Raw genomic sequence first — 25964 nt, 5'->3', positions numbered from 1 at the left:
TCCCGAAGTCGGTACGCCCGCGCGGACGGATGCGCTTGCGTTGCGCATCCCCGCCAGGCAATCGAGCAAGTGGACGGAACGGTGGGCGCCCAATTGGGCGCCTGATCAATATAGAAACTGTGGAGACACCCACCCATGCAAACCGACACGACTCGCGAGAACCCGCAGGCCAAGGCCCCGCAGGTTGCCGAATCCAATCAGGATCTGGCCGCCACTGCCCCTGGCCAACTGCGCGTGATCAAGCGTAACGGTACTGTCGTCCCTTACACCGACGACAAAATCACCGTGGCCATCACCAAGGCGTTCCTCGCAGTTGAAGGCGGTACCGCCGCCGCTTCGTCGCGCATTCACGACACCGTCGCGCGCCTGACCGAGCAGGTCTCGGCCACGTTCAAGCGTCGCATGCCATCGGGTGGCACCATCCACATCGAAGAAATCCAGGACCAGGTCGAACTGGCCCTGATGCGCGCCGGCGAGCAGAAAGTCGCCCGTGACTACGTCATCTACCGTGAGCAGCGCGCCAAGGAGCGCGCCACCCGCGTCAGCACCGACGCCGTGGTCGAGCCGCACCCAAGCATTCGCATCACCCTGGCCGACGGCAGCCTGGCGCCGCTGGACATGGCGCGCCTGAACACCATCATCAGCGAAGCCTGCGAAGGCCTGGCCGAAGTCGATGGCGACCTGATCCAGCGCGAAACCCTGAAGAACCTGTACGACGGCGTGGCCATCAAGGACGTCAACACCGCCCTGGTGATGACTGCGCGCACCCTGGTCGAGCGTGAGCCGAACTACTCGTTTGTCACCGCTCGCCTGCTGATGGACACCCTGCGCGCCGAAGGCCTGGCCTTCCTGAACGTTGCCGACAGCGCCACGCACCACGAAATGGCCGACTTGTATGCCAAGGCCCTGCCGGCCTACGTCGCCAAGGGTGTGGAGTTCGAGCTGCTCAACCCGGCACTGGCAGCCTATGACCTGGAGCGCCTGGGCAAGGCCATCGATCACGAGCGTGACCAGCAGTTCACCTACCTGGGCCTGCAAACCCTGTACGACCGCTACTTCATCCACAAGGATGGCGTGCGCTTCGAGCTGCCACAGGTGTTCTTCATGCGTGTGGCCATGGGCCTGGCACTGGAAGAAAAGGACAAGGAAGCGCGCGCGATCGAGTTCTACAACCTGTTGTCGTCCTTCGACTACATGGCCTCGACCCCGACCCTGTTCAACGCCGGCACCCTGCGCCCGCAGCTGTCGAGCTGCTACCTGACCACCGTCCCGGACGACCTGTCGGGCATCTACCACGCGATCCATGACAACGCCATGCTGTCCAAATTCGCAGGTGGCCTGGGCAACGACTGGACGCCGGTGCGTGCACTGGGCTCCTACATCAAGGGCACCAATGGCAAGTCCCAGGGCGTCGTGCCGTTCCTCAAAGTCGTGAACGACACCGCTGTTGCGGTCAACCAGGGCGGCAAGCGCAAGGGCGCTGTGTGTGCCTACCTGGAAACCTGGCACCTGGACATCGAAGAATTCATCGAGCTGCGCAAGAACACCGGTGATGATCGCCGTCGTACCCACGACATGAACACTGCCAACTGGATCCCTGACCTGTTCATGAAGCGTGTCTTCGACGACGGCAAGTGGACCCTGTTCTCGCCCTCGGAAGTGCCAGACCTGCACGACCTGACCGGCAAGGCCTTCGAAGAGCGTTACGAGTACTACGAAGCCCTGACCGAGTACAACAAGATCAAGGTGTTCAAGACCATCCAGGCCAAGGACCTGTGGCGCAAGATGCTCTCGATGCTGTTCGAGACCGGCCACCCGTGGCTGACCTTCAAGGACCCGTGCAACCTGCGCTCGCCTCAGCAGCACGTGGGCGTGGTGCACAGCTCGAACCTGTGCACCGAGATCACCTTGAACACCAACAAGGACGAGATCGCGGTCTGCAACCTGGGCTCGATCAACCTGCCGAACCACATTGTCGATGGCAAGCTGGACACCGCCAAACTGCAACGCACCGTCAACACGGCCGTGCGCATGCTCGACAACGTGATCGACATCAACTATTACTCGGTGCCGCAAGCGCGTAACTCGAACCTCAAGCATCGTCCGGTGGGCCTGGGCATCATGGGCTTCCAGGATGCGCTGTACCTGCAGCACATCGCCTATGGCTCCGACGCTGCCGTCGAATTCGCCGACAAGTCGATGGAAGCGGTCAGCTACTTCGCCATCCAGGCCTCCTGCGACCTGGCCGACGAGCGCGGTGCCTACGAGACGTTCCAGGGCTCGCTGTGGTCCAAAGGTATCCTGCCGCTGGACTCGCAACAGATCCTGATCGAGGCCCGTGGCCAGAAGTACATCGACGTCGACCTGAACGAAACCCTGGACTGGGCGCCGGTCCGTGCCCGTGTACAGAAAGGTATTCGTAACTCGAACATCATGGCCATCGCGCCAACCGCGACCATCGCCAACATCACCGGCGTGTCGCAGTCGATCGAGCCGACCTACCAGAACCTATACGTGAAATCGAACCTGTCGGGCGAGTTCACCGTGATCAACCCGTACCTGGTTCGCGACCTCAAGGCCCGTGGCCTGTGGGACTCGGTCATGATCAACGACCTGAAGTACTACGACGGTTCGGTACAGCAGATCGAGCGTATTCCACAAGAGCTCAAGGAGCTGTACGCCACGGCCTTCGAAGTGGAAACCAAGTGGATCGTCGACGCCGCTTCCCGTCGTCAGAAGTGGATCGACCAGGCTCAATCGCTGAACCTGTACATCGCCGGTGCTTCGGGCAAGAAGCTGGACGTGACCTACCGCATGGCCTGGTACCGTGGTCTGAAAACCACCTACTACCTCCGTGCCCTGGCCGCTACCAGCACCGAGAAGTCGACCATCAACACCGGCAAGCTTAACGCCGTGTCCAGCGGTGGCGACAGCGCCCCGGTCCAGGCAGCCGGCCCTGCGCCAGTGCCCAAGGCCTGCGCGATCGACGAGCCGGACTGCGAAGCCTGCCAGTAAGGCCAGGCCGAGGCTTCCTGCGGGAAGCCTCTTTTTTGTAGAGCTGTATGCAAGCCTGCGGGTATGGCGCTGCCGCCCCGCTACTCGATACAAAAGCCGCAGCCGCGCCGCTGGGGCCAGCCCGCCACGGGCACCGCTGATTTGCGTGCACCGCACCGCAACCAAGATCTACCGGCCATACTCCACAGATGGCCCTCGAGCAGGAGACTCTCACCATGCTGAGCTGGGACGAATTCGATAAAGAAGATGACGGCGAAATCGCCGCCAAAGGCAATACCCCTGCGCAGGCACACGCCGCCGCCACCCTCGACAAGCTCGACAGCGCCGGCGGTGCCGCGGCCCTGGAAGCTCGCGCCGCCACGGCCTCGGACTCCGAGGCCGTCAAGCGCGCCAAGGCGGCCCTGGACGCCCTGGACGTTGCCGAAGGCCTGGCTGAGCTGGAAGGCTCCTCTGCCCGTGTGGCGGTGGATGAGAAGCGCATGATCAACTGCCGCGCCGACCTCAACCAGCTGGTCCCGTTCAAGTACGACTGGGCCTGGCAGAAGTACCTCGACGGCTGCGCCAACCACTGGATGCCGCAGGAGGTCAACATGACCGCCGACATCGCCCTGTGGAAGAGCCAGGACGGCCTGACCGAGGACGAGCGCCGCATCGTCATGCGCAACCTGGGCTTCTTCTCCACGGCCGACTCGCTGGTTGCCAACAACCTGGCCCTGGCCGTATACCGCCTGATCACCAACCCCGAGTGCCGCCAGTACATCCTGCGCCAGGCCTTCGAGGAGGCGATCCACACCCACGCCTACCAGTACTGCATCGAGTCGCTGGGCATGGATGAAGGCGAGATCTTCAACATGTACCACGAGATCCCGTCGGTCGCGAAAAAAGCGGCCTGGGGCCTTAAGTACACCCGCGCCATCTCCGATCCGGAATTCAACACCGGCACCGTCGAGACTGACAAGGAACTGCTGCGCAACCTGATCGCCTACTACTGCGTGCTGGAAGGCATCTTCTTCTATTGCGGCTTCACCCAGATCCTGTCCATGGGCCGCCGCAACAAGATGACTGGCGTGGCCGAGCAGTTCCAGTACATCCTGCGTGACGAGTCGATGCACTTGAACTTCGGTATCGACGTGATCAACCAGATCAAGATCGAAAACCCGCACCTGTGGGATGCGGCGATGAAGGAAGAAGCCACCCAGATGATCCTGCAAGGGACCCAGCTGGAGATCGAATACGCCCGTGACACCATGCCACGCGGGGTATTGGGCATGAACGCAGCGATGATGGAGGACTACCTCAAGTTCATCGCCAACCGTCGCCTGACGCAGATCGGCCTGAAGGAAGAGTACCCAGGCACGACCAACCCGTTCCCGTGGATGAGCGAGATCATGGACTTGAAGAAGGAGAAGAACTTCTTCGAGACGCGGGTGATCGAGTATCAGACCGGTGGGGCGTTGAGCTGGGATTGATCCTCAAGCGCGTAGGTTTTCACTTCCGGCTGAAGTTTTTTAACCAACACTAAACTGAACCCTCCTGCTACAAGCGATGTTGATTGAGTGCACAAGGCCCGGATGAGCTCATTGTGCACTCAATCCCTCTGAAATTTTCTTATTCAGCTTTTGTACTGAAATCCAGTCAACGCTGAACCCTTCACTGCACCTCCGACACGTGCTACAGCAGGCGGAAAGTCTACGGCCGATGTAGCGGAGGTCGCTCACCTGTTGCCTGGCGACAAAAACGTTATCTGGTGCCAACGCGGGTTGTACCGGCGTGGAGAAGCAGCCGGAGCCTGGAAAAAGACCAGTGATCTGACAAATCTGCGGCTGAAAATCGGTTCTTTCGTCAAACGATGACCTTTGCGAATGGGTACAAGCGCCTGTTAGCTCTCGTGTCGCGTGAGTGCGCCCTGCGCTGCAGTGATCAGAATGTTTCATTAAGCATTTCAGGATGTGTCCAGCATAATCGAGGCGCTTGACCGCTCAAAAACGAACAGATTTATGCTGGAGAACCGTCTATGCCCGCTTCGCCTCCCGCCCGGTCCAAGGCCGCGGCGGTTCTACGTGTTACATCTGGTAACTTCCTCGAACAATTTGACTTCTTCCTGTTCGGTTTCTACGCCACCCAAATCGCTTCAGCTTTCTTCCCAGCCTCCAGCGAATTCGCCTCGCTGATGATGACCTTCGCGGTGTTCGGCGCCGGTTTCCTCATGCGGCCACTGGGGGCGGTGATTCTGGGCGCTTACATCGACGATGTGGGCCGCCGCAAAGGCCTTATCGTCACGCTGTCAATCATGGCGAGTGGCACGCTGCTCATCGTCCTGGTCCCTGGCTTTGCCACGATCGGCTATTGGGCACCCGCACTCGTACTACTTGGCCGCTTGCTGCAAGGCTTCTCCGCCGGTGCGGAATTGGGCGGCGTGTCGGTCTACCTAGCCGAAATGGCTACACCAGGTCGCAAAGGGTTCTATACCAGCTGGCAATCCGGCAGCCAACAGGTCGCCATCGTGGTCGCCGCTGCGTTGGGTTACGGGCTGAACCAAAGCCTGGCGCCGGCCGAGATCAGCGAGTGGGGCTGGCGAATTCCGTTCGCCGCTGCCTGCCTGATCATCCCGTTCATCTTCTTCCTGCGCCGTAACCTGCAAGAAACCGAAGCGTTCGAGAAGCGTCAGCATCGCCCGACCATGAAGCAAGTGATCGCCACCCTCGGCCGCAACTCATCGGTAGTCATCGCGGGCATGTTGATGGTCGCCATGACCACCAGCGCTTTCTACCTGATCACCGTGTACGCGCCGACCTTTGGTAAGACTGTGCTCAACCTGAGCGCAAACGACGCGCTGCTGGTGACGCTTCTGGTAGGCGTGTCCAACTTTATCTGGCTACCCATCGGCGGCACGCTCAGCGACCGTTTCGGTCGTAAACCAATCCTGATCGCCATGACCGTACTCACCTTGTTCACCGCTTACCCGGCACTGTCTTACCTGGCCCATGCGGCAAGCTTCGCGCACATGCTTGAGGTACTGCTGTGGTTCTCCTTCCTCTATGCGATGTACAACGGTGCGATGATCCCGGCGCTCACGGAAATCATGCCAGTCGAAGTGAAGGTAGCGGGCTTTTCCCTAGCCTACAGTTTGGCTACGGCTCTGTTCGGCGGTTTCACACCGGTCATGTCGACTTGGTTGATCCATGAAACCGGTGACAAAGCAGCGCCTGCTTACTGGGTCGCATTTGCTGCACTGTGTGCGCTGTGCTCGACGGTTGTGTTGTATCGTCGAATGGCAAGGAAGGATCGGGTTCCAATTTGAACCATCGTGAGCCATGAGTTGCCAGGGACCCGTGTCCCTGGCAGTGCCGTTATCCGCCCAGAGTGGGTCGAGCGCTCAGGCCACGCAAGTGGAAAGCAGATGGAAGCGCTAATGGCACCAGAGAGACCGGTGTCACTCCCCCTCAGTCCGCTGTTCACCTTATGGTTGCAGCGCAAGCCGTCACCCACGTCAGTGATCACCACCCGGCTCCACCCGCTGCACGGCAACCTGCTGGCGGGTGGTCATGTCGGCCAGTATCACCTCCCCTTCCTGGTGCGTCGGGGTGATCATCAGCGAGCGGACAAAGTGCTCGTTGCCGCCCTTGCGCTCCTGCACGTTCTCGAACGCCACAACGACCGTATCGTTGCGCCAGTTGCTGATATCGAAGCCGCCGGCGGCAATGAACTCGCGGATGTCGCGCACGTCGTTGAAGGTGTTAGCGGGCAGGATCAGCAAGCGGTCTTTGAGAAATACCTCGTAGTACTGGCGAGACCCAGCAGGCCAGTTGTGCGCTACCACGTGCTCGATGCGCCAGTGATGGACGTCGTTTTCATACACCACGACGCGTTCGACCTTGTGCCCGTTGCAGGCGGCGAGCAAGGGCAACAGCAAACCGCCAAGCCAGGTACGCTTTTGGCGCAGATTCATTCAGATAGCCTCGTTACATCAACACAAAGGTGTCATTTACCGGCTTTCGCTACCCGGCGGTTGAATTTACGGATGTCCCGATACTCCATCAGGCGAACACGCATGTCCCGGTAGCGCTGGCTGTTGATGATCAGCAGAGCCAGCAAACCGAACACCAGGACGGAAATATACCCCCCCATGTGCGGGCGATAACCGTAGCTGGGCAATGCGGCGAGCAAGGCAACCACGAGGATGCCGACCACACCGCGCACGCCCCAGGCAAAGCCACGCACCATGGCGATATGCGAGGCGGCGCTCACTACACCGGCTGCCGCCAGCACCATCACCGAGAGTTCAGGGTCTGAACCGCGCATATAGGTGGAGAACACCAGCGAGACGGTACCGCCCAGCGCCATGCAGGAAAAGAAAAACTCGGCAATGAACACGCCGAAATAACGGGAAAGGAATGCTTGCAGTTCCTGGCCATGGGTCATTCGTCAATTTCCTCATAAAGCCCCACGGCAACCGACTGCACGAAGCTACTGCTGGCAAAACCCGACAAGCCGCCAATCGAGTCCTTGATCAAGGTATGCGTGGCGTGCTGGATTTGGGTGGGGGTGAAACGCTTGATCGCGGTACCCGCCGCCTGCTTCAGTTTCAGCTGCTTGGCGGTGAGCGACGGGTGCTTGATCTGCAGAAGTTCCTCGGCCAGGGCCTTGCGCTGCTGCCGCGACAGGCTCTGGAACAGCTCTCTCCAGCCCTTGCCGGTCGCCGCTTTGCGTGCCTGCAGGAAACGCACGGTGGTCAGGCTCGATGCGCCCACACCGGCCAGCGCTACGCCGTCGAGTATGCTCATTACCGTCTGGACCGTGTCATTACTGTCGAGCCAGTCGTTCTGCCCAGGGTCGAACACTTCGTTGAACACCCGATACCCGCCCATCATGCACTGCCCGGTCCCTGCCGCTGCGGCGGCATAACCGACCGCCGTCAACACCATGCTGGCGCCGCCAGTGAAAGGTACGGCAATGGTGCCGCTGAACATGACGACCCAACCCAGGTAGGCCGACAGGCAACTCAAACTGGCGTTCACGGCCTTTGCCATCACCTTGCGCTCACGAGCGCCGGTCTGCAGCTGGGTCATGAACTGTTCAGGTGACTTGTAAGGTGGCGCCTCCTGCAAAATCACGCGCTTGGGCGCTATGCTGCAGATCGGCTTGAATTCGCGCAGGACGATCACGTTGTACTGGGCATCGATGTAGACAACACCCGCGCCAACGATACCCGGGTCGGAATCAATGGCCCTGAATAGCTTCTGCTGGTCGAGGGTCAGCAACAACCGCTGGCGTGCCATTTGCTGCCGGTAGCCGCCGAGCACGTCGGTCATCAGGTCTGTCACAACAACTCTCCTAGTTTCAAAAAGCCGCTGCGCCGGCGCAACCGCGGCCCAGGCAGGTCAGGCGACCTGCACACGGGCTGCGGGTGCAGCGGCGCGAGCGCAACGCAGCGTGGGATTACACGTTCGGGCACGGTACCGGCGCCCAGTCACCCATGTCGGGGCTGCGGCACATCTTGTTGACCTGGTCCACGCCAGCGTTGGCCACCTGTTGGGCCTCGGCCTTCTTGGTGGCGGCCTTCTGCAGGGTCTTCTCGGTGGCTACGGCCTCTTGCGGCACGGCCTTGTTGACCTTCTTGGCCTGGGTCTTCTTGCCGGTGGTCTTGGCCGGTGCGGCCACGGTGGCGACTTCGGTACGCGCCACGCCAACCTGCTTGAAGTCCTGCTCGTAGGCCTGGGTGTAGCTGTCGAGGTTTTCCGCGACGCGGCCATTGACGGTGGCCAGCAGCTTGTTCGACTCCTGCAGGCCCGAGACGATCTCGGCCAGGCGCTTGCGCCCTTCGGTGTCGTTGATGCGGTTGGCCTTGCGGCCTGCGATCAGGCTGGTGAACTCACGCTGGTAGCAGCTTTGCGAAGCCTTGGCATAGGCCATAGTGCGATCCTGGTCGGCGGCGCTCTTGTCGATGTCGGTGGCGTACGAGGCGATGCGCTGCTTGTCGTCGCTGATCTGCTTCTGGCGCTCCGTGTAGTAGCCGGCGGCGCCACCCACCAGGGCACCACCTGCTGCACCGATGGCGGCATTGCGGCCGCGGTTGTCGCCGTCGATCAGGGCGCCGGTCAAGGCACCGCCGAGGGCGCCGATGACCGCACCGCTGGCCACCGAGCGGGTCATGTCACCGTCGGTGGAACGCAAGTGCTGCACCGGCTCGTAGCAGCTCGGGTAGTACTCGACCTTGGTCGTGGCACCCACCTTGGACACCGGCGAGCTGGAGCAGCCGGCGACCAGGACTGTGCTGAAACGGGTTGCCGTGGCGCAGCAACAACAGCAACGCCTCGTCGGCATTGGGGGCGAATTTCAGCGGGTTGTTCTGCACCGGGGCAATGGTGGTCTGCTGCATGCGGAACTCGCCCTTCAGACTACTGCGCGCACGCAAAACATCGATCAGGCCCTCTACCATCAGGCGGTAGCTACGGCCGATGGCCTCCATCTGCGCGGCGGCATCGGCGGCGTCGATGCGCAGGTGCTCGATGCCAGCGCCGCGCAGGAACGCCTGCAACAGGGCGTCGCTGGCCATGGCCGGTGCGGGCGCAGCGGCAGGCGGCGCGACCGCTGCCGCTGTCACCGGCGGCGCTGACGGTGGCGATATCATATCCGCAGCCGCAGCCGCAGCCGGGGCCACTGCCGCCGGCGCTGCAGCCGGCGTCGAGCCGAGCAGGTCCCAGTCTTCCGGAATCAACCCCGGGGTGGCCGGGGCGGCAGTCGGTGCCGGCGGAGCCAACGGGGTTGGTGGGCGAAAGTCATGCTGCTGGGCAGGGACGTGGTCGGGCTGGCTGACCGGCGGCACGCTGGCCGGGCCGAGGAAATCGAACAGGTCAGGCAGGGTGTCATGGCTCGAAGCCCCCTGCAGGAGCGCAGCCGGCGCCCCGGAAATCGCCGGGGCAGGCATGGTCGGGGCGGCCATCTGGTTGGCCATCAGCGCTTCGAAACTGTGCGCCTGGGGCTCGCTTTCAAGGCTGCCAGGCAGGCTCGCGTCGATCCGCGCCTGTATCTCGTATTCACCAATACGGATAACTTCGCCATCCATCAACGGCTCACTGTTACCACGACGCAAACGAATACCGGCACAAACTAACTCGACACCATTGGTGCTGTCGTCGGTCAAGTAATACTGGCCATTCTTGGACTGGATCACACAATGCCGAGACGATACCAACCGTTCCGGGTCGGGAAGTACCCAGTCATTGTTAGCCGCGCGACCAATAGTGATGGCACCGCTCTCCAGCCGCATTTCCGGACATTGTCCAGGGGTAATCTTGTGATAGCTGGTGATAGTTAGGCAAAGTGCCATCATGCCTCCTTGCATCCGTTTAGAACGTCGATCCATCCATTCGAGTTAGTGTGCGAAGCCACTCGAACACCGCTGCAACGCTTGATTCACGTAGCCCAGGCAAAAACCAAAAATATATGAAGGGTATGTAACGCCAATGCCGTAGCCAAACCAGAATCCATGACGAGCGGTGCCTGGCTACTGCCAACAGCGTCACAGCAGGCACTCGGCGGCGCGTAGCTTACCTTGACACCTGCAAATAGATAAACCATAAATGCGCAACTTCGAAGTGCCAAAATAATATCATCGTGATACCACTTCGACACGCGTTAAAAGTTTGTGCGCCAGTTCACATTTGCAAATTCGCACAAGAACACGCCCTCATCAAGGGCCGATAGGGAGATCGAATTCTGGTGTACGCATCGCCGTTGCTCGCCGCTGTTTCTGCTGACTTCCCCTGCGGCGAAGACCTCGAATATGACGCTGAGTTTCCAACCTGGCCGCGCGCCTGCCGTATCTGTTCGCCACCTGCCGCTTCGCGCACTACCTCAAGTGCATCGTTCGCGACAAGATCGGCTTGTTCAAGGAAAAGGACGAGATGCAGCGCTGGCTGCAGGACTGGATCCTCAACTACGTCGACGGCGACCCGGCGCACTCCACCGAGACCACCAAGGCCCAGCACCCGCTGGCAGCGGCCGAGGTCGTGGTCGAGGACGTCGAAGGCAACCCGGGTTACTACAACTCGCGCTTCTACTTGCGCCCCCACTACCAGCTCGAAGGGCTGACCGTGTCGCTGCGCCTGGTATCGAAGCTGCCTTCGGCCAAAGGGGCCTGACCGCCCCCGGGCTGTCTGACAGCCCTAACTGCACCCAACCGCCAACCTGACGCGTAATACCGAGGACATCATGGCTGTAGATATTTTCATCAAGATCGGCGACATCAAGGGCGAGTCCCACGACAAGGCCCACAAGGACGAAATCGACGTGCTCAACTGGAGCTGGGGCATGTCCCAGTCCGGCAACATGCACACGGGCAGCGGCGGCGGCTCGGGCAAGGTCAACATCCAGGACCTGTCGATCACCAAGTACATCGACAAGTCCAGCCCCAACCTGATGGCCCACTGCTCCAGCGGCAAGCACATCGACAAGGTCAAGCTGACCGTGCGCAAGGCCGGGGGCGAGAGTCAGGTCGAGTACCTGATCATCAACCTCGAAGAAGTCATCATCAGCTCGCTCAGCACCGGTGGCTCGGGCAGCGACGACCGCCTGACCGAGAACGTGACCCTGAACTTCGCCAAGGTCACCGTCGATTATCAGCCGCAGAAAGCCGACGGCAGCAAGGAAGGCGGCCCGATCAAGTACGGCTGGAACATCCGCTCCAACGTCAAGATCTGACCGACTGCGTCCGCGCCGCCTTGGCTGGCGTGGGCGCCCTTCCCTCACCTCACCCGCTTACGGTGAACCCATGGCCAAGCCTTCTTTCATCAACCTGTGGAATGCCTACCCGACTGACTCGTCGCCTTGCGACGGCGGCTGGGACAACCAGTGCGCCATTCGCATGAGCATTGCGCTCAATGGCGAACACACCATCAAGGTGAACGCCGGCAGCTACAGCGAACCGCGCTGTGCTCATGGCCATGCCCGGGGCGCCGAGTCGCTTGCCAACTGGTTGTGGAAGTACCATCTCGGCGCACCCCTACAACTGAGCGGCAGCGCCGACGACCGCCTCAAGCTCAGCGAGAAGCGCGGCATCATCTTCTTCAAGGATTGCTTCGCCCGTGCCGGGCAGGCATTCGACAACCGTACCGGCGACCACATCGATCTGTGGGACCGAGGCCGGGTCACGGGCTATTTCGCCGACCAGGCGCACCGATCCAAGGCTGTCTGGTTCTGGGAGCTCAAATGAGACCTGCATGCACAACCCTGCTGCCGGCGCAGCTGCTCGCATTCGCCTTGAACGCGTGTGCCCAGGCGCCCGCTGCCCCGTCGGGCGCGGCGCCTGAGGTGAACTTGGGCGGCCACACCCTTGCGCTGGTTAACCACCAAGGCCGCTGCGCGCTGCGCAAAGCCGATGCCTCGCTGCTGCAACTGGACATGCCCTGGCCCTGCCAGCTCAGCCCAGGGCGCGACAGCGGCAAGCCACGCGTCGAACAATTCAAGGGGGCGCAGATCATCATTGTCAGCCATGTGCAGCCAGACCCGGCGCAACCTGGCCGTTGCGACAGCCAGTTCCAGGCCGTGCGTCAGCTCGGCACGCGCCTGGAGCCCTCCATCCTGGCCCGTGGCGGCAGTTGCTCGCGTGGCCCTGTGGACCAGAAGAACTTCGTGGGGCTGTTCGAGTGGTAGCCGAGATCGCCGCCCGCGACCGCCTGCAGCCGTCGCTGCTGGACCGCCTGACCGACGACAACCCGGGCAACCCGCAGGAAGCCCCGGACAAGCGCGTGCTCAGCCTGCACCAGCTCAAGGCCTCTGTGCTGCGCGACCTCGCCTGGTTGCTCAACACCACTTCGCTGCTCGACAGCGTCACCACCCTGGACATCCCGGCCGGGGCCTCGGTGGTCAACTATGGGCTACCGGCGCTGGCCGGCAACAGCGCCTCGAACATTGACCTGGCCGCCCTGGAACGCATCATCCACCAGGCCATCGCCACCTACGAGCCACGCATTCTCCCCCACACCCTCAAGGTGCGGGCCCAGGCCGCGCCCGGCGAGATGAACGCCAACGCCTTGAGCTTCGAGATCGAAGGCGACCTGTGGGCCCAGCCAGCGGCGCTGCCGTTGCTGCTGCAGACCGACATCGACCTTGAGTCCGGGCATGTGCGTGTGGCCCCCGCCGAACGCCGGAGGCGTGCATGAACCCGCGCATGCTCGAGCTGTACAACCAGGAGTTGCAGCACATTCGCGAGAGTGCCGCGGAGTTCGCCAGGGAATACCCGAAAATTGCCGGGCGCCTGACGATGTCCGGCATCGAGTGCGCCGACCCGTATGTCGAGCGCCTGCTCGAAGGCTTCGCCTACCTCACCGCCCGGGTGCAGCTCAAGCTCGACGCCGAGTACCCGACCTTCACCCACAACCTGCTGGAAATCGCCTACCCACACTACCTGGCGCCGACCCCATCGATGACCGTGGTGCAACTGCAGACCGACCCCGACGAGGGTTCGCTGGCCAGCGGTTTCCGCCTGCCGCGTGACAGTGTGCTGCGCGCCAACCTGGGGCGCAACTCGCAGACCCCGTGCGAGTTCCGCAGCACCCAGGACGTTACCTTGTGGCCGTTGCAGGTGGCCGCCGCCGAGTACTTCGGCAACCCGGTGCGGTGCTCGGGCGCCTAGCCGGCAGCGTGCCGCAGGCCCGCGCCGGCATGCGCCTGACCTTGCGCACTGGCGCCGAGGTGCCGTTCGCCAGGCCTGGGCCGGCAAGAACTGGGGTTCGATGCAGATCCCGCGGATCGGCCAGGAGGTGATCGTCAGCTTCCTCGAAGGCGACCCTGACCGGCCGATCATCACCGGCCGCGTATACAACGCCGAGCAGAGCGTGCCTTACGACTTGCCCGCCAATGCCACGCAAAGCGGCATGAAGAGCCGTTCGAGCAAGGGGGGCAGCCCGGCCAATTTCAATGAAATCCGCATGGAGGACAAAAAGGGCGCCGAGCAGCTGTACGTGCATGCCGAGCGCAACATGGACACCGTGGTCGAGCAGTGCGAGACGCTGGCGGTCGGCATCAACCGCACCCAGACGGTCGGCATGCTGGAAACCATCACCATCGGCCAGGACCGCATCCGCGCCGTGCGCCGCGACGACATGCTGCTGGTCGGCGCTAGCAAGACTGACAGCGTCAGCACCAGCTACCTGATCGAAGTGGGTGAAAACCTGCGCCTAGTGTGCGGCAAGAGCGTGATCGAGCTCAACGCCAGCGGCCAGATCAACATCAGCTGCGAGCAGTTCAGCTTCCATGCCAAGCAGAACGGCGAGATCAATACCGACGGCACCCTCGACCTGAACGTCGGCAGCGGTGCGCAGACCGCGCCTGACAACCAGGGCGTGAAACAGACCATCGATAGTTCGGTGAAGGCGATCTTCTCCGGCTCTGACCAGTAACGAGACCAGCTATGAGTTATCGCATCAACGAATTCCTCCTGACCCTGCCCGATGCCGCCGTGCAGGACAGCAGCATCAACATCCTGCGCTTCGAGGCGCTGGCCACCTCGCTGATCATCAGCCGAAGCCAGCTGGCCGAAGGCGAGACCTTGCAGAGCAATTTCGATGGCCAGCTGCAGCGCCTGCAACAACAGGTCAAGGACTTGCGCATGCAACCGGCCCAGGCCGTGCAGGTGGGTGCCGCCCAGGCGATCGCCGCCATCGAGCTGAGCAGCCAATTTAGCAAGGGCCAGGAAAAGGTCCACCAGTACCAGCTGGCCCTGGTGCTGCCCGGCACGCGCAAGATGTTTGCCCTGAGTTACGTCAAGGCCAGCCCGCTGGGCGCAGCAGACGCGGCGCACTGGGCAACCATCAAGCAGTCGCTCGATTTCGACAACCTGGGCTGATCGCGCACCATGTCCGACGCCCTGTGGGCCGCCCGCGAAGGCGACGCGCTGATGCACACCTCGATGCTGGCAGACATCGTCGGCGGTGTACTGGAAATCGCTGCCACCGTGGCCATCGGTGCCCTGGCCACTGCCGCCGTGGCGGCGGCGTTCGGCCTGACCGTGGCCACCGGTGGCCTGGGCTGCTTCGTGCTGGGTGCGGTGGTCGGCCTGGTAATCGGTGTGGTCATGGCCAAGACCGGCGCCGATACCGGCCTGAGCCGATTATGCGAGGGTATCGGAAATTTCCTGTTCCCGCCGTCGGTGCAGGCCACCATCATCAGTGGCTCGCCGAACACTCGCACCAACGGCATGCGCGCGGCACGTGCTGCCGGCATCGTCACCGGCCCGCCGGCACCGCTGGAGCCGGCCGGCGCCGAGGCTGGCGAGGCGAAGGAAGAAAGCTTTCTGGACATGGCCAAGGGCTTCTTCTCGCAGATGTGGCGGCCGACCGTGGCCACGCCAGCCGCCAATACTCTGCCAGCCCCGGACGACAAAGTACTGTGCAGCAAGCACCCGCCCATGCCACCGCAATATCTGGCCGAAGGGTCAAGCAAGGTACTGATCAATGGCCACCCGGCCTGCCGCAGCGGTGACCGCAGCACCTGCGAAGCGGTGATCGTCGAAGGTGGCCTGATATCGAGCAACGTGCGCATCGGTGGAGAGCCGATCGTAGTGCGCGAGATACGCAGCGGCAAGACGCCGGGCATCGGCCTGGCGGTGACCGCGCTGATGCTGCTGCGCGGGCGTGGCGGCAAGTTCTACAGCAAGTTCGGCTGCATGCTGGTGGGCGGGGTGAGCAGCGTCGTGACCGGGCAGGTGACCGGTGCCCTCACCCAGGCCATGGCCGGTTCGCCCAACCCGGTACATGCGGCGACCGGCGGCAAGGTCCTGTGTGGCGATGAAGACCTCGACTTCACCGTGCAGGCCACCCTGCCGATCGCCTGGCAACGCTTCTACAACAGCCACGACGAGCGGATCGATGGCTTGTTCGGCGCGGGCTGGAGCCTGCCTTACGAAGTTTCGGTAGAGGTTGGCGAAGACGATCACCTGGTGCTGGTCGACGAGCAGGCCCGCCGGGTGGATATGGGCATCATCACCTTGGGTGATGCGGTGTTCAGCGTCGGTGAAGGGCTGAGCGTACGCCGGGCGCACAACGGCGAGCTGCTGACCGAAAGCCGCGAAGGCGAGTACCGGTTGTTCCAGCCGACCCCGGGGCGGCCTGACCGACTGCGCCTGAGCCAGATCGGTGATCGCAACGACAACCGGATCTACCTGGATTACGACGACCAAGGCCGTCTTTGCCAGTTGCGCGATACCTTCGATCAGGTGCGTGTCCGGCTCGGCTACAGCCAGCAATGGCCACAGCGTGTGAGCCACGTCGACTTCCACGCGGCGAGCGGCGAATCGCAACGCTTGGCCAGCTATGGCTATGACGTAAACGGTGACCTGGCTCAGGTGCTGGATGGCGCAAGTCAGCCGCTGCGCAGCTTTGCTTACGACGCCGCCCGACGCATGATCGAACACCGTACTGGGGGCGGTCTGTGTTGCAATTACGAATGGGCGCAGCATGAGGACGGTTGGCGGGTAGTACGACACTGGACCAACGGCGGCGACAGCTACGCCTTCGAATACGATGTGGCCGCTGGCATCACGCGGGTGACCGACAGTCTTGGCCGCGTCGCCGTGCGCCACTGGAACCCGCAGTATCAGATCACCGCCTACACCGATGCACTCAAGCGGACCTGGCGCTTCGAATGGAACGACGAGCGCCAGTTGCTCGAGGCAAGCGATCCCATGGATGGACGCTGGCAATTTTTCTACGATGAGTCGGGCAATCTTGCCGAAACGGTCGACCCGCTGGGGCGTAGCGAGTCGAGCGAGTGGCTCGAGCATTGGTCGCTGCCGCGCAGCCAGACCGACCAGGCCGGCCACCGCTGGACATTCGCCTACGACCAACGTGGCAACTGCACGCGCGAAACCGACCCGCTGGGCCAGCACACACGGTATCGCCACGACAGCCAGGGAAACCCTGTCGAAATCATCGATGCCAATGGTTCCAGCCGCCACCTGCGCTGGAACGAGCAAGGACTGCTGGTCGAACAGCGGGACTGCTCCGGCTATCTGACCCGCTTCGCCTACGATACATTGGGCCACCTGCAATCGATCACCGACGCCCAGGGCGAGCGCACCGGCTACCAGCATGACAGCAAGGGTCGCTTGCGCAGCGTGACCTTGCCCGATGGCCGCAGCGAAGCGTTTGTCCTGGATGCCAGCGGCTTGTTGGCACAGCACATCGACACAGCAGGTCACGTTACCCAATACCGGCGTAACCGCCGCGGGCAGCTGGAACTACGCACCGATGCGCTCGGCCGACAGGTGCGCTACCAGTACGATAACCATGGGCGCCTGCTCGCGCTGTACAACGAAAATGGTGAAGCATACGGTTTCGAATGGGATGCAGGCGACCGGCTGATCGCCGAACGCGACCTGGACGGCGGCTTGCGGCGCTACCAGTACGACTTACTGGACAACCTTGTCCAGGTGACCTTCATGCCTGCGCCGGGCAGCGAGGAGGCGCCCATCATTCATCGCATGGCGTATGACGCCGGCGGTCGCCTGCTGACCCGCCATACCGATGAGGGGCGCACCGACTACTGCAACGACCCCCTGGACAACGTGGTTGCGGTCCGCCGTACCGCCGTGGATGGCCAGGTCGAGGAACTTGGCTTCGCCTTCGATGCACTTGGCCAGTTGCTCGAAGAACACAGCGCGCAGGGCCGCGTGCAGTATCAGTACGACCCGCTCGGCAATGTCACCCGCACGCGAGTCCCCGACGGCCGCTGGATCAACCGCCTGTACTACGGTAGCGGGCACCTGCACCAGATCAACCTCGATGGCAAGGTGGTGTGCGATTTCGAGCGAGACCGCGTACACCGGGAGACGCTGCGCCTGTAGGGCAACCTGGCGGTTCAACGCCAGTACGACCGTGGCGGGCGCGTGCGCACCCTGCTGCGCCGCCCGGCAACCCAACCCCGCCAGCTGCCGGCGCCAGACCAGCAGCGGTACCAATTCGACGCGGCCGACCAACTGGCCGTACGCGAAGTGCAGCATCCGGGCACCGGCTATTTGCAGGCTTATCAGCATGATGGCTGCGGCTATGTGCTGGGGCGCCAAGACAGCCCTGTCGGCCAGCGCGAAGCATTCCGCTACGACCCGGCCGGCAACCTGCTCGACCCGCGGACAGCAGGTGCCGGGCTGGTCCGGCACAACCGCGTGCTCACTTTCGAGGACAAGCGCTATCGCTACGATGGCTTCGGTCGCCTGGTGGAAAAGCGCAGCCGTCGCCGCGGTACGCAGCATTTTCGCTACGACGCCGAGCACCGGCTGGTCCAGGTGCGCAACTTGCAACCCGGGCGGGAGCGCATCATCGACATGCGCTACGACCCGATGGGCCGGCGTACCGAGAAGATCGAATCGACGCTCGACGGCCAGGTGGTTGGCCGCACGCGCTTCAGCTGGAGTGGCCTGCGCCTGCTCGGCGAGCAGCACAATGGCCGGCAGGCGTTGTACTTGTACGAGGACGATGGTCATGAACCGCTGGCCCGGGTGGATGGCCTGGGTGCTCACCAGCAGGTACTGCATTACCACAATGACATCAACGGCCTGCCGGAGCAGTTGACCGACGACGCTGGCGAGGAGGTGTGGTCGGCGCGCTACCTGACCTGGGGCGCAAGCTGGGATGAACAGCGGGCTACCCGTCTGCCGGAAAAACAGAACCTGCGCTTCCAAGGCCAGTACCTGGACCGCGAAACCGGCCTGCACTACAACTTGTTCCGCTTCTACGACCCGGAGATAGGCCGCTTTACCCAGCCTGACCCGATTGGTCTGGCCGGTGGTTTGAACCTTTACGAGTATGCGCCCAACCCGTTTACTTGGATCGACCCATGGGGTCTATTGAAGGAAGGCGAGACCGCGGGGTATGGTGCCAAGGCGCACCGAGGCGATGGCCTTGAAGCTCATGAGATTCTGCGTAACAAGTTCTTGCAGGACGCCGGTATTGCACCGAAAAACCGCAGGTTGCGCGGCAACCCTTCGATTGCCCTGACGCCGAAGCACCATGATCAGGTGCATGCTGCAGAGAACCGGTTACGCAAGGCAATGGGCCTCAAGCCTAACCAGATGCTCAAAAGCGGCAAGCTTGAAATCCGCTTGATGTCCAAGGCGATCTACCAATCGTTAGTCAGCCAGGGGGATGTCACAATCCAGCAACTCAGAACGGCACGACGCTACGCCAAATCGTTCGCCAAAAGCAAAGGGTGTTACTAGCCATGAAGAAAATCGTGTTGTCCCAACAAGATCACGGCTACGGCCAGATCGGTGGTGCGCCTTTGCTCAAGGATCTCTCCCTGTGGCCGGCCAACCCGCAAACCGGTGGGCTGATGACTCCCATCATGACCCTTACCGAACAATTCCAACCGGCCCGGTTCGTCCCACCAGGCATGGCTATCACCGTTTTTCTTGCAGTCGCGCAACAGCAGGATGGTAGCTTCAACCGCCCACTTCAACGTCGCTATACGGTCAATCAGCAGTCTGAACTGCAGAGCGTGCTCAGCGGTGGCTTTGCCCGGGTCATTCTGCATGAACTCGCCAGCCATCCACTGGAGCCCAGCACCCCGCCCTTGCTGCTGGAGCGAGCGTTCATCGATTTCGAAGAAATGACCGACGAGGAGCATGACGAGGAGCATGAGGATGAAGACAGCGGGATCGGGCTGAGCAAGCCCAGCGGTCGCCCTTGCTGGCTGCAGGATCCGATCTACGAACCACCGCGCTACATGTTCATGATGCAACTGGTAGACGCCGACGTGGCCCAAGCCAGTCCGCCACATGGTGGGCTGTTTGGCGAAGGTAACGGCTACCTGTTCGTGGACATGCAGGCGCGCCGTGGCAAGGAAGGCGATGACGCCGGGTTCTTCTTCATTCAGTTCACCTGAAGGGCTGCTGACTCAAGGCGATCACCCGAGAGGGGCAAGGGCTGAGGAGATTCACGTGAACATCTGTCACTTGGACAACGCGCCGCCCCTTGGGGAGACTTGGGCGAAGATACCGATGTAGACAGCATCAAGCGCGCCGGCCCACACACCCCAGCCGCCTAGCCCATTACCGACTACCTCGATCTGGAAGGCGGGCCGACCTCTACAATCGATTCACTGCCGCATGACCCTGGCTTGCCGCACGTATGCCCGCGTACCGGCAAGCAGTCGTGGTGGGCAAGCTCAACCTGCACAAGGACCTGCAGCACGAACCACCCAGGTTGCTTTACATTCACCCTGCTCAGTTAAATCAGTCCAGCTGTCGAGCCTTCAGCGCCTGCGCCAGCATGTCAATGAAGGCCCGGACCTTGGCTGAACCGTACTTGCTCTCCCGGTGCAATATATGGATTGGCCAAGGCGCCTCTTCGTAATCGGCCAGAACCACCTGCAGCTGCCCGCTGGCCAGTTCATCCGCGACCTGATACGACAGCAGGCGAGCAATGCCCAACCCGCAGCTGGCCGCAGCGATGGCGCCGTCATTGCTGGTCACAGTCAAGCGGGGTTTCATGCGCACCAAGGTCGGTTCACCGATTACTCCGAAACGCCAGCCGGCTCGCGGCGACAGGTTGGTGGTACCAATCACTGCATGCTCCGCCAAGTCGGACGGGTGCTTTGGCACGCCATGACGCGCCAGATATTCGGGAGAGGCGCACAGCATGCGTCGGACCCTGCCCACCCGCAGTGCTTTGAGCCCGGAGTCGGGCAAGGGCCCGATACGAACGGCCACATCCATGCCCTCTTCGACCATGTTCACGATGCGGTCGAGGAAGTAGGCGGAGACGTCAACCTCGGGGTACTGCTGCAGGTAGCGGACGATGCACGGCATGACGAACTTCTTGCCAAACAGGATGGGCGCAGTAACGGCCAGGTCGCCCTTGGGTGTGGCGTTGATGCCGGCAGCGGCTTCGTTGGCCTCATGGATGCTGGCGAGAATGTGCCGGGTGTCCTCCAGGTAGCGGCCGCCGGCTTCGGTCAGGCGCACACTGCGCGTGGTACGCAGCGCCAACTTCACCCCGAGTTGTTCTTCCAGGGCGACAACAGCGCGGGTGACGGCCGCCGGGGAGATATCCGGGCGCCGGGCAGCGGCGGCGAAGCTTTCCAGTTCGCCAACGGCGACGAACACCTTCATCAGGTGGATCTGGTCCATGCGGGCTCCTGGGGGCGGGAATGCGGGCATTATGGTTGATTCGAGGCGCTGGTGCTGCCTGTTCTGGCCGATCAGATATCAAGCATCAGCGCCTGCCCCGGCTCATCCATGTTCGCTGGCACCGCGCAACAGATCAGCGCGGTCCCGCTCTCCGGCATTTCGGCCGGGAGGTTAGGGTAATGCACCTGGCCACTGAGCAACCGCGTTTTGCAGGTGCCGCAGGTTCCACCCCGGCAACTGAATTCCGGCGACAGGCCATGTGCTTCGGCCAGCTCCAGCAGTGTGCCGCTGGAGGGTGACCACTGTGCCTGCTTAGCTGATGCTGCAAAATGCACCGCCACTGGCTCGCTGGCAGCAGGCGGCTGCTGCAGCGTCGGCTGGCCGGCGTCGAGGTGGCGGCGAAGGCTTGACGGGCCGAACGCTTCGGCATGAATCCGCGCGTCCGGCACATGCAGGCCACGCAGCCCCTGGTAGAAGTCCTGGGTGAAGTTGCCTGGGCCACACAGGTAGAAGTCGTAGTCATCGAGTGTCAGTGTGGTTTTGACGTGCTCGATACCCAGCCGGCCGGCAAACTGATAATCACGGCCTGGCTGGGCGTGGTCTTCGGGTTGGCTCAGGGCGCGGTACACGTGCAGCAGCCCTGCGGCGTAATGTTGCAAGTGGGCCAGTTCCTTGTGGAATGCCAGATCAGCCAAGCTACGGGCACCTTGGAAAAGATGAATGACCCGCGCCTGCCCCTGCTTCAACTGCTCGCGCAACATGGCCAGCAAAGCCGTGATACCCACGCCAGCGCCAATCAGTACCAGCGGCCGGGTGCTGTTCAAATCGAGCGTGAAACTGCCTACGGGCGGGCGCACCTGCAGTACATCGCCTGCCACGACGCGCTCATGCAAATATCGCGAAGCGGGCCCCTGGGCTTTGACGCTGATACGCACATGGCCGTCGGAGGGTGCGCTGGACAGGCTGTAGGTGCGGATCAGAGGCTTATGCGGGTCCAGCGGGATTTGCACGGGCACATGTTGCCCTGGCGCGAACGTCACTGCGGTAGCGCCAGGTGGCTCAAGGTAGAACGAGCGGATATCGCCGCTTTCCTGCTCTACCCGCAGCACACGCCAAGGTTGCCATTGCGCCTGTTGCGAAGGTTGCAGCAGGCGGGGCCAGGTGCCGGTCGCCAACGTGGTTGGCGCGTAGTCCTTGAATGCCCAACGCAGGCCAACTGCGCCCGGACGCCATACCACCTGCTCGACATCCAGCGTCCATAGACGCTCGGCACCCTCGAACAGGGAAGTGTCGGGGCTGTCCAGCACCAGCTCGGCACGCCCATACAGTTGCAGTACGTTGCCGTTGCTGAAGTCGATGAACAATAGCCCAGCCCGGGGGTTTGCCAGCAGGTTGCCCAGGGTATTGAAGTGCAGGTTCCCGGCGTAATCGGGGATGGTCAGGAGGCTGCCTTCAACCCTGACGAAGCCGGGTCGTCCGCCACGGTGGGAGACGTCCACCGCTCGCTGGCCGTCGGCGTGCTCGACATAACTGGCAACGAAGAAGGTATCGGCTGCCTGGATCAGGCTGACGGCATCGGCATCCAGCGCTGTGGAATCGACGCGCCCTTGGAGCAGTTGCGCAACCCGGGTGTAGTCGCGCCGTTGGATGTATTGCGGGCAGTTGCCGAATGACTGAGCCACGGTCACCTGCAACTGCCCCTGGGTGGCCTGTTGGATGTGGCCGTTGAGGCGATTGCGCCGACGGGTGTGCAGTTCTATACCCAGCAGACCGACTGCCTGTCCGTCGGCCAGCCCTGGCGTCGCCGGATCGTCGGCTGGCGGTTGGGTATCGATTATCAGCTCACGTGGATGGGGCGAGCGGATGAAACCTTCCGGCCCCTCCAGTAGGGTCGCCCATGGACGGCCCTGCGAGTCCACGCTGGCGGCAACAATGAACGGCAGCTGGTGGTAGAAGGTGCGGTGCTGATCGGGCATGTAGTCGCGAATGACCTTATGCCCCACCGCCTCCATGCGCGCTGCAACACCCACCTTTTCCTGCAGGGTTTTCTCGCCTGGGTGCCAAGGCGATGGGCGATGGTCGAGTGTGTGCTGCATGGCGACGTCCTCGGGGCGGCAAAGTGTCAGGCGTTGTTCTGCAGCCCGATCTGAGTACGTGGCATGGCCACGAAGCCGGGCAACGCTTCGATTCGCATCAGCCAGTCGCGCACATTGGCGTAGGGCTCCAGCGACACATTGCCTTCAGGTGCGTGGGCGATGTACGAGTAGTTGGCGATGTCGGCGATGGTTGGGGTATGGCCTGCCAGGAACGGTCTTTCGGCCAACTCGGTATCGATCACCTTGAGCAGCGCATGGGCGCGAGCAATGACCTCGTCGGTATTGAATGCCGCGCCGAATACGGTTACCAGGCGCGCGGCGGCCGGACCGAAGGCCAGCGGGCCGGCCGCTACCGATAACCAGCGTTGCACAGCAGCCGCTGCCACTGGATCTTCGGGCAGCCATGCACCGTTGTCGTATTTCTTGGCCAGGTACACCAGGATGGCGTTGGAATCAGCGATCACCGTACCGTTGTCATCGATCACCGGCACCTGACCGAAAGGGTTCAGGGCCAGGAACTCGGGTTGCTTGTGCGCACCTGCTGCCAGGTCCACGAAAACCAGTTCGGTGGGCAACGCAAGCAGGGAAAGCATGAGCTCGATGCGGTGCGCGTGACCGGACTTGGGGAAGTTGTAGAGCTTTATTGGGTTGGACATTGGCATGGCTCCTAGTCAGCGCCGGCATAGCGCTGGTGGAGCCATACTGCATGTATCGACGTAGAAGCAGAATCAGCGCCTGGAGCAAGCCTCAATTTCGCTGATCGAAACAATGGGCCTGCGTGGCGCCCGCGACAGAAGGTGATTGGAGGTAGAGCCTGTGCTGAGCCTATACAACGTGGGGACTGTGGCACCGTATGGCTGTTTGAACCCCAACTTGCTCAGTTCATCAAATTCGCGGTCTTCGATGGCCTTACCGCTGCCTTGAATAGAAGCGATAGAGCTGGCGAACGGCATCGATGACTTGGGGCACGCACTGCTGGATATCCTGTTCGGACATCTGATCCAATAGCTCGACGTTATCTTCCAACCCATGTAGCGAGATAGTCTTGAGCAGCGCATCCTGTTCTGTAGGCAGGGCAGCCCACCCAGCGACTTGAGTGCCGCGCATGTAGCCAAAGCACCACTCCTCCATGACGACTTCGGTACCCTGATCGCCCTCGCCTTGCTCAAAAAGCGGTTCGAAGCCATCAACATCGTCTTCCAGGTCTTCGGCAACCTGACTGGCGTAGCGCAACATTAATGCCGTATAGGCCTCTTCGTCAGCAGGCTTCTTGAACTTGGGAACGTGACCGCCGGCTACCGCTGGCAGCCATTCCATAGGCTGGACGGTATTGGGTGAGCTAGCCAGGGCGGTGAAGAAGCCGTTGAGCTCTGCCAGATTGATGACCGAGTAGTCATTGCCGTAGACGATCAACATGTCTTCAAGGCGATTGAGCTCTTTTTCTGTAAGCGGTAAAAACATGCAGTAGGGTCCTGGCAGTCGGGTATGCGTGCACCCTAACATAAACACCTCCTGCAGAGCGCCTGCGCGCTTCATACGCATCATGTGGGTATGCCTGAATAGCGTGCTCACTTCCTTAGCGGCATGGCCGCATGCAGGCGATAACCGAGCGTCACATCATAAAGATCTGTACGCCGATCACGGGGGGCGTCATTCAAGGTATTGCAGGGGGCCGAGCGAGCACTGCTCAGGTCTATATCGGCATAGACGATGGTCTGCTCTTGTGCACTGGCCACTTCGCCAATAGGCCAGCCGTTGGTTCCGGCAATCAGTGAACATCCCAAAAACCGCCTACCTCGCTCGTCACCGATACGATTGGCAGCGGCAATGAAGATATTGTTGACGTGGGCGGCCGTCATGGTCAGGTAGTTGGCCATGCACCGGTCTGCCTGATCGAATAGCGGTGGTGGTGTCCAGACCCAGTTATTGAGGCTGCAGATCAGATCGGCCCCTTGGGCTGCCAGCAGTCGTGGCACTTCCGGGAACCAGATATCACCGCCAATCAACAGACCTATGCGGCCTATCGATGTGTCAAACACTGGAAAGCCCAGGTTACCTGGGGCACACCACAAGTTTTCCTGGGCCCCTAAGTGAGCCTTGCGGGAATGCCCGAGCAAACCGCTCGGGCCGAACAGCACCGCACTGTCATACAGTTTCAATCCATCCTGTTCGACGAATCCGGCAGCCAAGTAGACCTGGTATTGCTCGGCAAGGTCTGCCCAGGCCTGCACGCTAGAGCCGTGCTCAAGTGTTTCGGCATGAGCAAAGGCCTCTGCCCGCGACACAAAGGTGTAGCCCGTGTTGGTGAGTTCGGGCAGCACGATGAGGTTGGCTCCAGCACGCGCGGCGCTGCGTGCCAATGCCACGCTCTTGGCGAGGTTACCAGCGCAATGTTCAAGCCCCACCTGAGGCGCGAACTGGATGACGGCAATGCGTGCCGGGCTGAATGCGGCCATGATGCCTTCCCTCTTTTGATCGTTTAGAAGGAAGCCAGTAGAGCCGGCTTTCGTTAACCGGATACAGTCGGGCGTTTCTGATAAGTCGGTAGGATTCTACGATTCAGATGGTAGGCATGACCTTACAGATCAAACCATCTATTCAGCTGCAATAATTTTGGGTAGTCCCAAAGACAAAACCCCTACCTGCATACGCAGATAGGGGTTTTGCGAAATGAATCTTGACGATGACCTACTCTCACATGGGGAAACCCCACACTACCATCGGCG

At 61.8% G+C, this 25964-nt stretch carries 20 protein-coding genes and 4 pseudogenes; 14 read left to right on the top strand and 10 right to left on the bottom strand.

Annotated features, from left to right (window positions below; translation table 11 throughout):
- Positions 1-135: 135 nt before the first annotated feature.
- The 3 genes from FS777_RS08250 (at position 136) to FS777_RS08240 (ending at position 6316) form a co-directional block, all read left to right on the top strand.
- Positions 136-3015 (top strand): ribonucleoside-diphosphate reductase subunit alpha, encoded by a 2880-nt coding sequence (locus tag FS777_RS08250; RefSeq protein ID WP_027914193.1) that lies wholly within the window; start codon positions 136-138, stop codon positions 3013-3015.
- Positions 3016-3230: 215 nt separating this feature from the next.
- A complete protein-coding gene (locus FS777_RS08245) occupies positions 3231-4484 on the top strand; it encodes a ribonucleotide-diphosphate reductase subunit beta (RefSeq protein ID WP_058604336.1) in 1254 nt (417 codons plus the stop codon).
- Positions 4485-5029: 545 nt separating this feature from the next.
- Positions 5030-6316 carry an MFS transporter gene (locus FS777_RS08240; RefSeq protein WP_058638520.1) on the top strand — a complete coding sequence of 429 codons (1287 nt, stop codon included), beginning with the start codon at positions 5030-5032 and terminating at the stop codon, positions 6314-6316.
- A 189-nt stretch (positions 6317-6505) separates the two neighbouring features.
- Here the strand turns inward: FS777_RS08240 and FS777_RS08235 are convergent, their stop codons facing one another.
- The 5 genes from FS777_RS08235 to tagH all read right to left on the bottom strand — a co-directional run bounded on the left by FS777_RS08235 (position 6506) and on the right by tagH (position 10345).
- Positions 6506-6964: a hypothetical protein gene (locus tag FS777_RS08235; protein ID WP_058638521.1), complete on the bottom strand. Its 459-nt coding sequence runs from the start codon at positions 6962-6964 to the stop codon at positions 6506-6508.
- Between the two features lie 32 nt (positions 6965-6996).
- On the bottom strand, positions 6997-7437 hold the full coding sequence (locus FS777_RS08230) for a hypothetical protein (protein WP_058638522.1): 441 nt from the start codon (positions 7435-7437) through the stop codon (positions 6997-6999).
- Positions 7434-8327 (bottom strand): hypothetical protein, encoded by an 894-nt coding sequence (locus FS777_RS08225; protein WP_058638542.1) that lies wholly within the window; start codon positions 8325-8327, stop codon positions 7434-7436. Before FS777_RS08225 ends, FS777_RS08230 begins: the two co-directional genes overlap by 4 nt.
- Before the next feature lie 127 nt (positions 8328-8454).
- Positions 8455-9255 carry a type VI secretion system-associated lipoprotein TagQ gene (tagQ, locus tag FS777_RS08220; protein ID WP_306107206.1) on the bottom strand — a complete coding sequence of 267 codons (801 nt, stop codon included), beginning with the start codon at positions 9253-9255 and terminating at the stop codon, positions 8455-8457.
- Positions 9170-10345 (bottom strand): type VI secretion system-associated FHA domain protein TagH, encoded by a 1176-nt coding sequence (tagH, locus tag FS777_RS08215; protein WP_078478125.1) that lies wholly within the window; start codon positions 10343-10345, stop codon positions 9170-9172. Before tagH ends, tagQ begins: the two co-directional genes overlap by 86 nt.
- A 469-nt stretch (positions 10346-10814) precedes the next feature.
- Here tagH and FS777_RS08210 point away from each other — a divergent pair.
- The 11 genes and pseudogenes from FS777_RS08210 to FS777_RS08165 form a co-directional block, all read left to right on the top strand.
- Positions 10815-11159, top strand: a pseudogene (locus FS777_RS08210) (type VI secretion system contractile sheath large subunit); the annotation flags it as partial.
- 70 nt (positions 11160-11229) lie between these two features.
- Positions 11230-11718, top strand: coding sequence for a type VI secretion system tube protein Hcp (locus tag FS777_RS08205; protein ID WP_058638525.1), 489 nt, complete (start codon positions 11230-11232; stop codon positions 11716-11718).
- Between the two features lie 70 nt (positions 11719-11788).
- Positions 11789-12229: a type VI secretion system amidase effector protein Tae4 gene (locus FS777_RS08200; protein ID WP_058638526.1), complete on the top strand. Its 441-nt coding sequence runs from the start codon at positions 11789-11791 to the stop codon at positions 12227-12229.
- Positions 12226-12669 carry a hypothetical protein gene (locus FS777_RS21405; protein ID WP_178091253.1) on the top strand — a complete coding sequence of 148 codons (444 nt, stop codon included), beginning with the start codon at positions 12226-12228 and terminating at the stop codon, positions 12667-12669. The genes FS777_RS08200 and FS777_RS21405 overlap by 4 nt, the downstream gene beginning before the upstream one ends.
- Positions 12663-13178 (top strand): type VI secretion system baseplate subunit TssE, encoded by a 516-nt coding sequence (gene tssE, locus FS777_RS08190; protein WP_058638527.1) that lies wholly within the window; start codon positions 12663-12665, stop codon positions 13176-13178. Before FS777_RS21405 ends, tssE begins: the two co-directional genes overlap by 7 nt.
- Positions 13175-13719, top strand: a pseudogene (locus FS777_RS08185) (type VI secretion system baseplate subunit TssF); the annotation flags it as partial. The gene tssE and the pseudogene FS777_RS08185, both read left to right, overlap by 4 nt.
- Positions 13716-14417 (top strand): annotated as a pseudogene (locus FS777_RS08180) (type VI secretion system Vgr family protein); the annotation flags it as partial. The pseudogenes FS777_RS08185 and FS777_RS08180, both read left to right, overlap by 4 nt.
- Positions 14418-14428: 11 nt before the next feature.
- Positions 14429-14863 (top strand): DcrB-related protein, encoded by a 435-nt coding sequence (locus FS777_RS08175; protein WP_145254962.1) that lies wholly within the window; start codon positions 14429-14431, stop codon positions 14861-14863.
- Between the two features lie 9 nt (positions 14864-14872).
- Positions 14873-17734, top strand: a pseudogene (locus FS777_RS08170) (DUF6531 domain-containing protein); the annotation flags it as partial.
- Positions 17735-17902: 168 nt separating this feature from the next.
- Positions 17903-19231, top strand: coding sequence for an RHS repeat domain-containing protein (locus tag FS777_RS21875; protein ID WP_372239213.1), 1329 nt, complete (start codon positions 17903-17905; stop codon positions 19229-19231).
- Positions 19232-19233: 2 nt separating this feature from the next.
- Positions 19234-19896: a hypothetical protein gene (locus FS777_RS08165; protein ID WP_058638532.1), complete on the top strand. Its 663-nt coding sequence runs from the start codon at positions 19234-19236 to the stop codon at positions 19894-19896.
- A gap of 349 nt (positions 19897-20245) precedes the next feature.
- Here FS777_RS08165 and FS777_RS08155 read toward each other — a convergent pair whose 3' ends face one another.
- From FS777_RS08155 to FS777_RS08135, 5 genes are all read right to left on the bottom strand, one after another.
- Positions 20246-21142, bottom strand: a complete 897-nt coding sequence (locus FS777_RS08155) for a LysR family transcriptional regulator (RefSeq protein ID WP_145254959.1) — start codon at positions 21140-21142, stop codon at positions 20246-20248.
- Between the two features lie 71 nt (positions 21143-21213).
- Complete coding sequence (locus tag FS777_RS08150; RefSeq protein WP_145254956.1) at positions 21214-23238, bottom strand: pyridoxamine 5'-phosphate oxidase family protein; 2025 nt, start codon at positions 23236-23238, stop codon at positions 21214-21216.
- A 26-nt stretch (positions 23239-23264) separates the two neighbouring features.
- Positions 23265-23894 (bottom strand): glutathione S-transferase family protein, encoded by a 630-nt coding sequence (locus tag FS777_RS08145; protein ID WP_078478117.1) that lies wholly within the window; start codon positions 23892-23894, stop codon positions 23265-23267.
- A gap of 253 nt (positions 23895-24147) precedes the next feature.
- Positions 24148-24699: a UPF0149 family protein gene (locus tag FS777_RS08140; protein ID WP_145254953.1), complete on the bottom strand. Its 552-nt coding sequence runs from the start codon at positions 24697-24699 to the stop codon at positions 24148-24150.
- Between the two features lie 107 nt (positions 24700-24806).
- The gene (locus FS777_RS08135) at positions 24807-25694 is read right to left on the bottom strand and encodes a nitrilase family protein (protein ID WP_145254950.1); all 888 of its coding nucleotides are present in this window, start codon (positions 25692-25694) and stop codon (positions 24807-24809) included.
- Between the last annotated feature and the right edge of the window lie 270 nt (positions 25695-25964).

It is taken from the genome of Pseudomonas sp. DE0157 (genome assembly GCF_007678615.1).
Taxonomy (GTDB): Bacteria; Pseudomonadota; Gammaproteobacteria; order Pseudomonadales; family Pseudomonadaceae; genus Aquipseudomonas; species Aquipseudomonas parafulva_B.
This window is presented reverse-complemented; position numbering and strand designations above follow the sequence as displayed.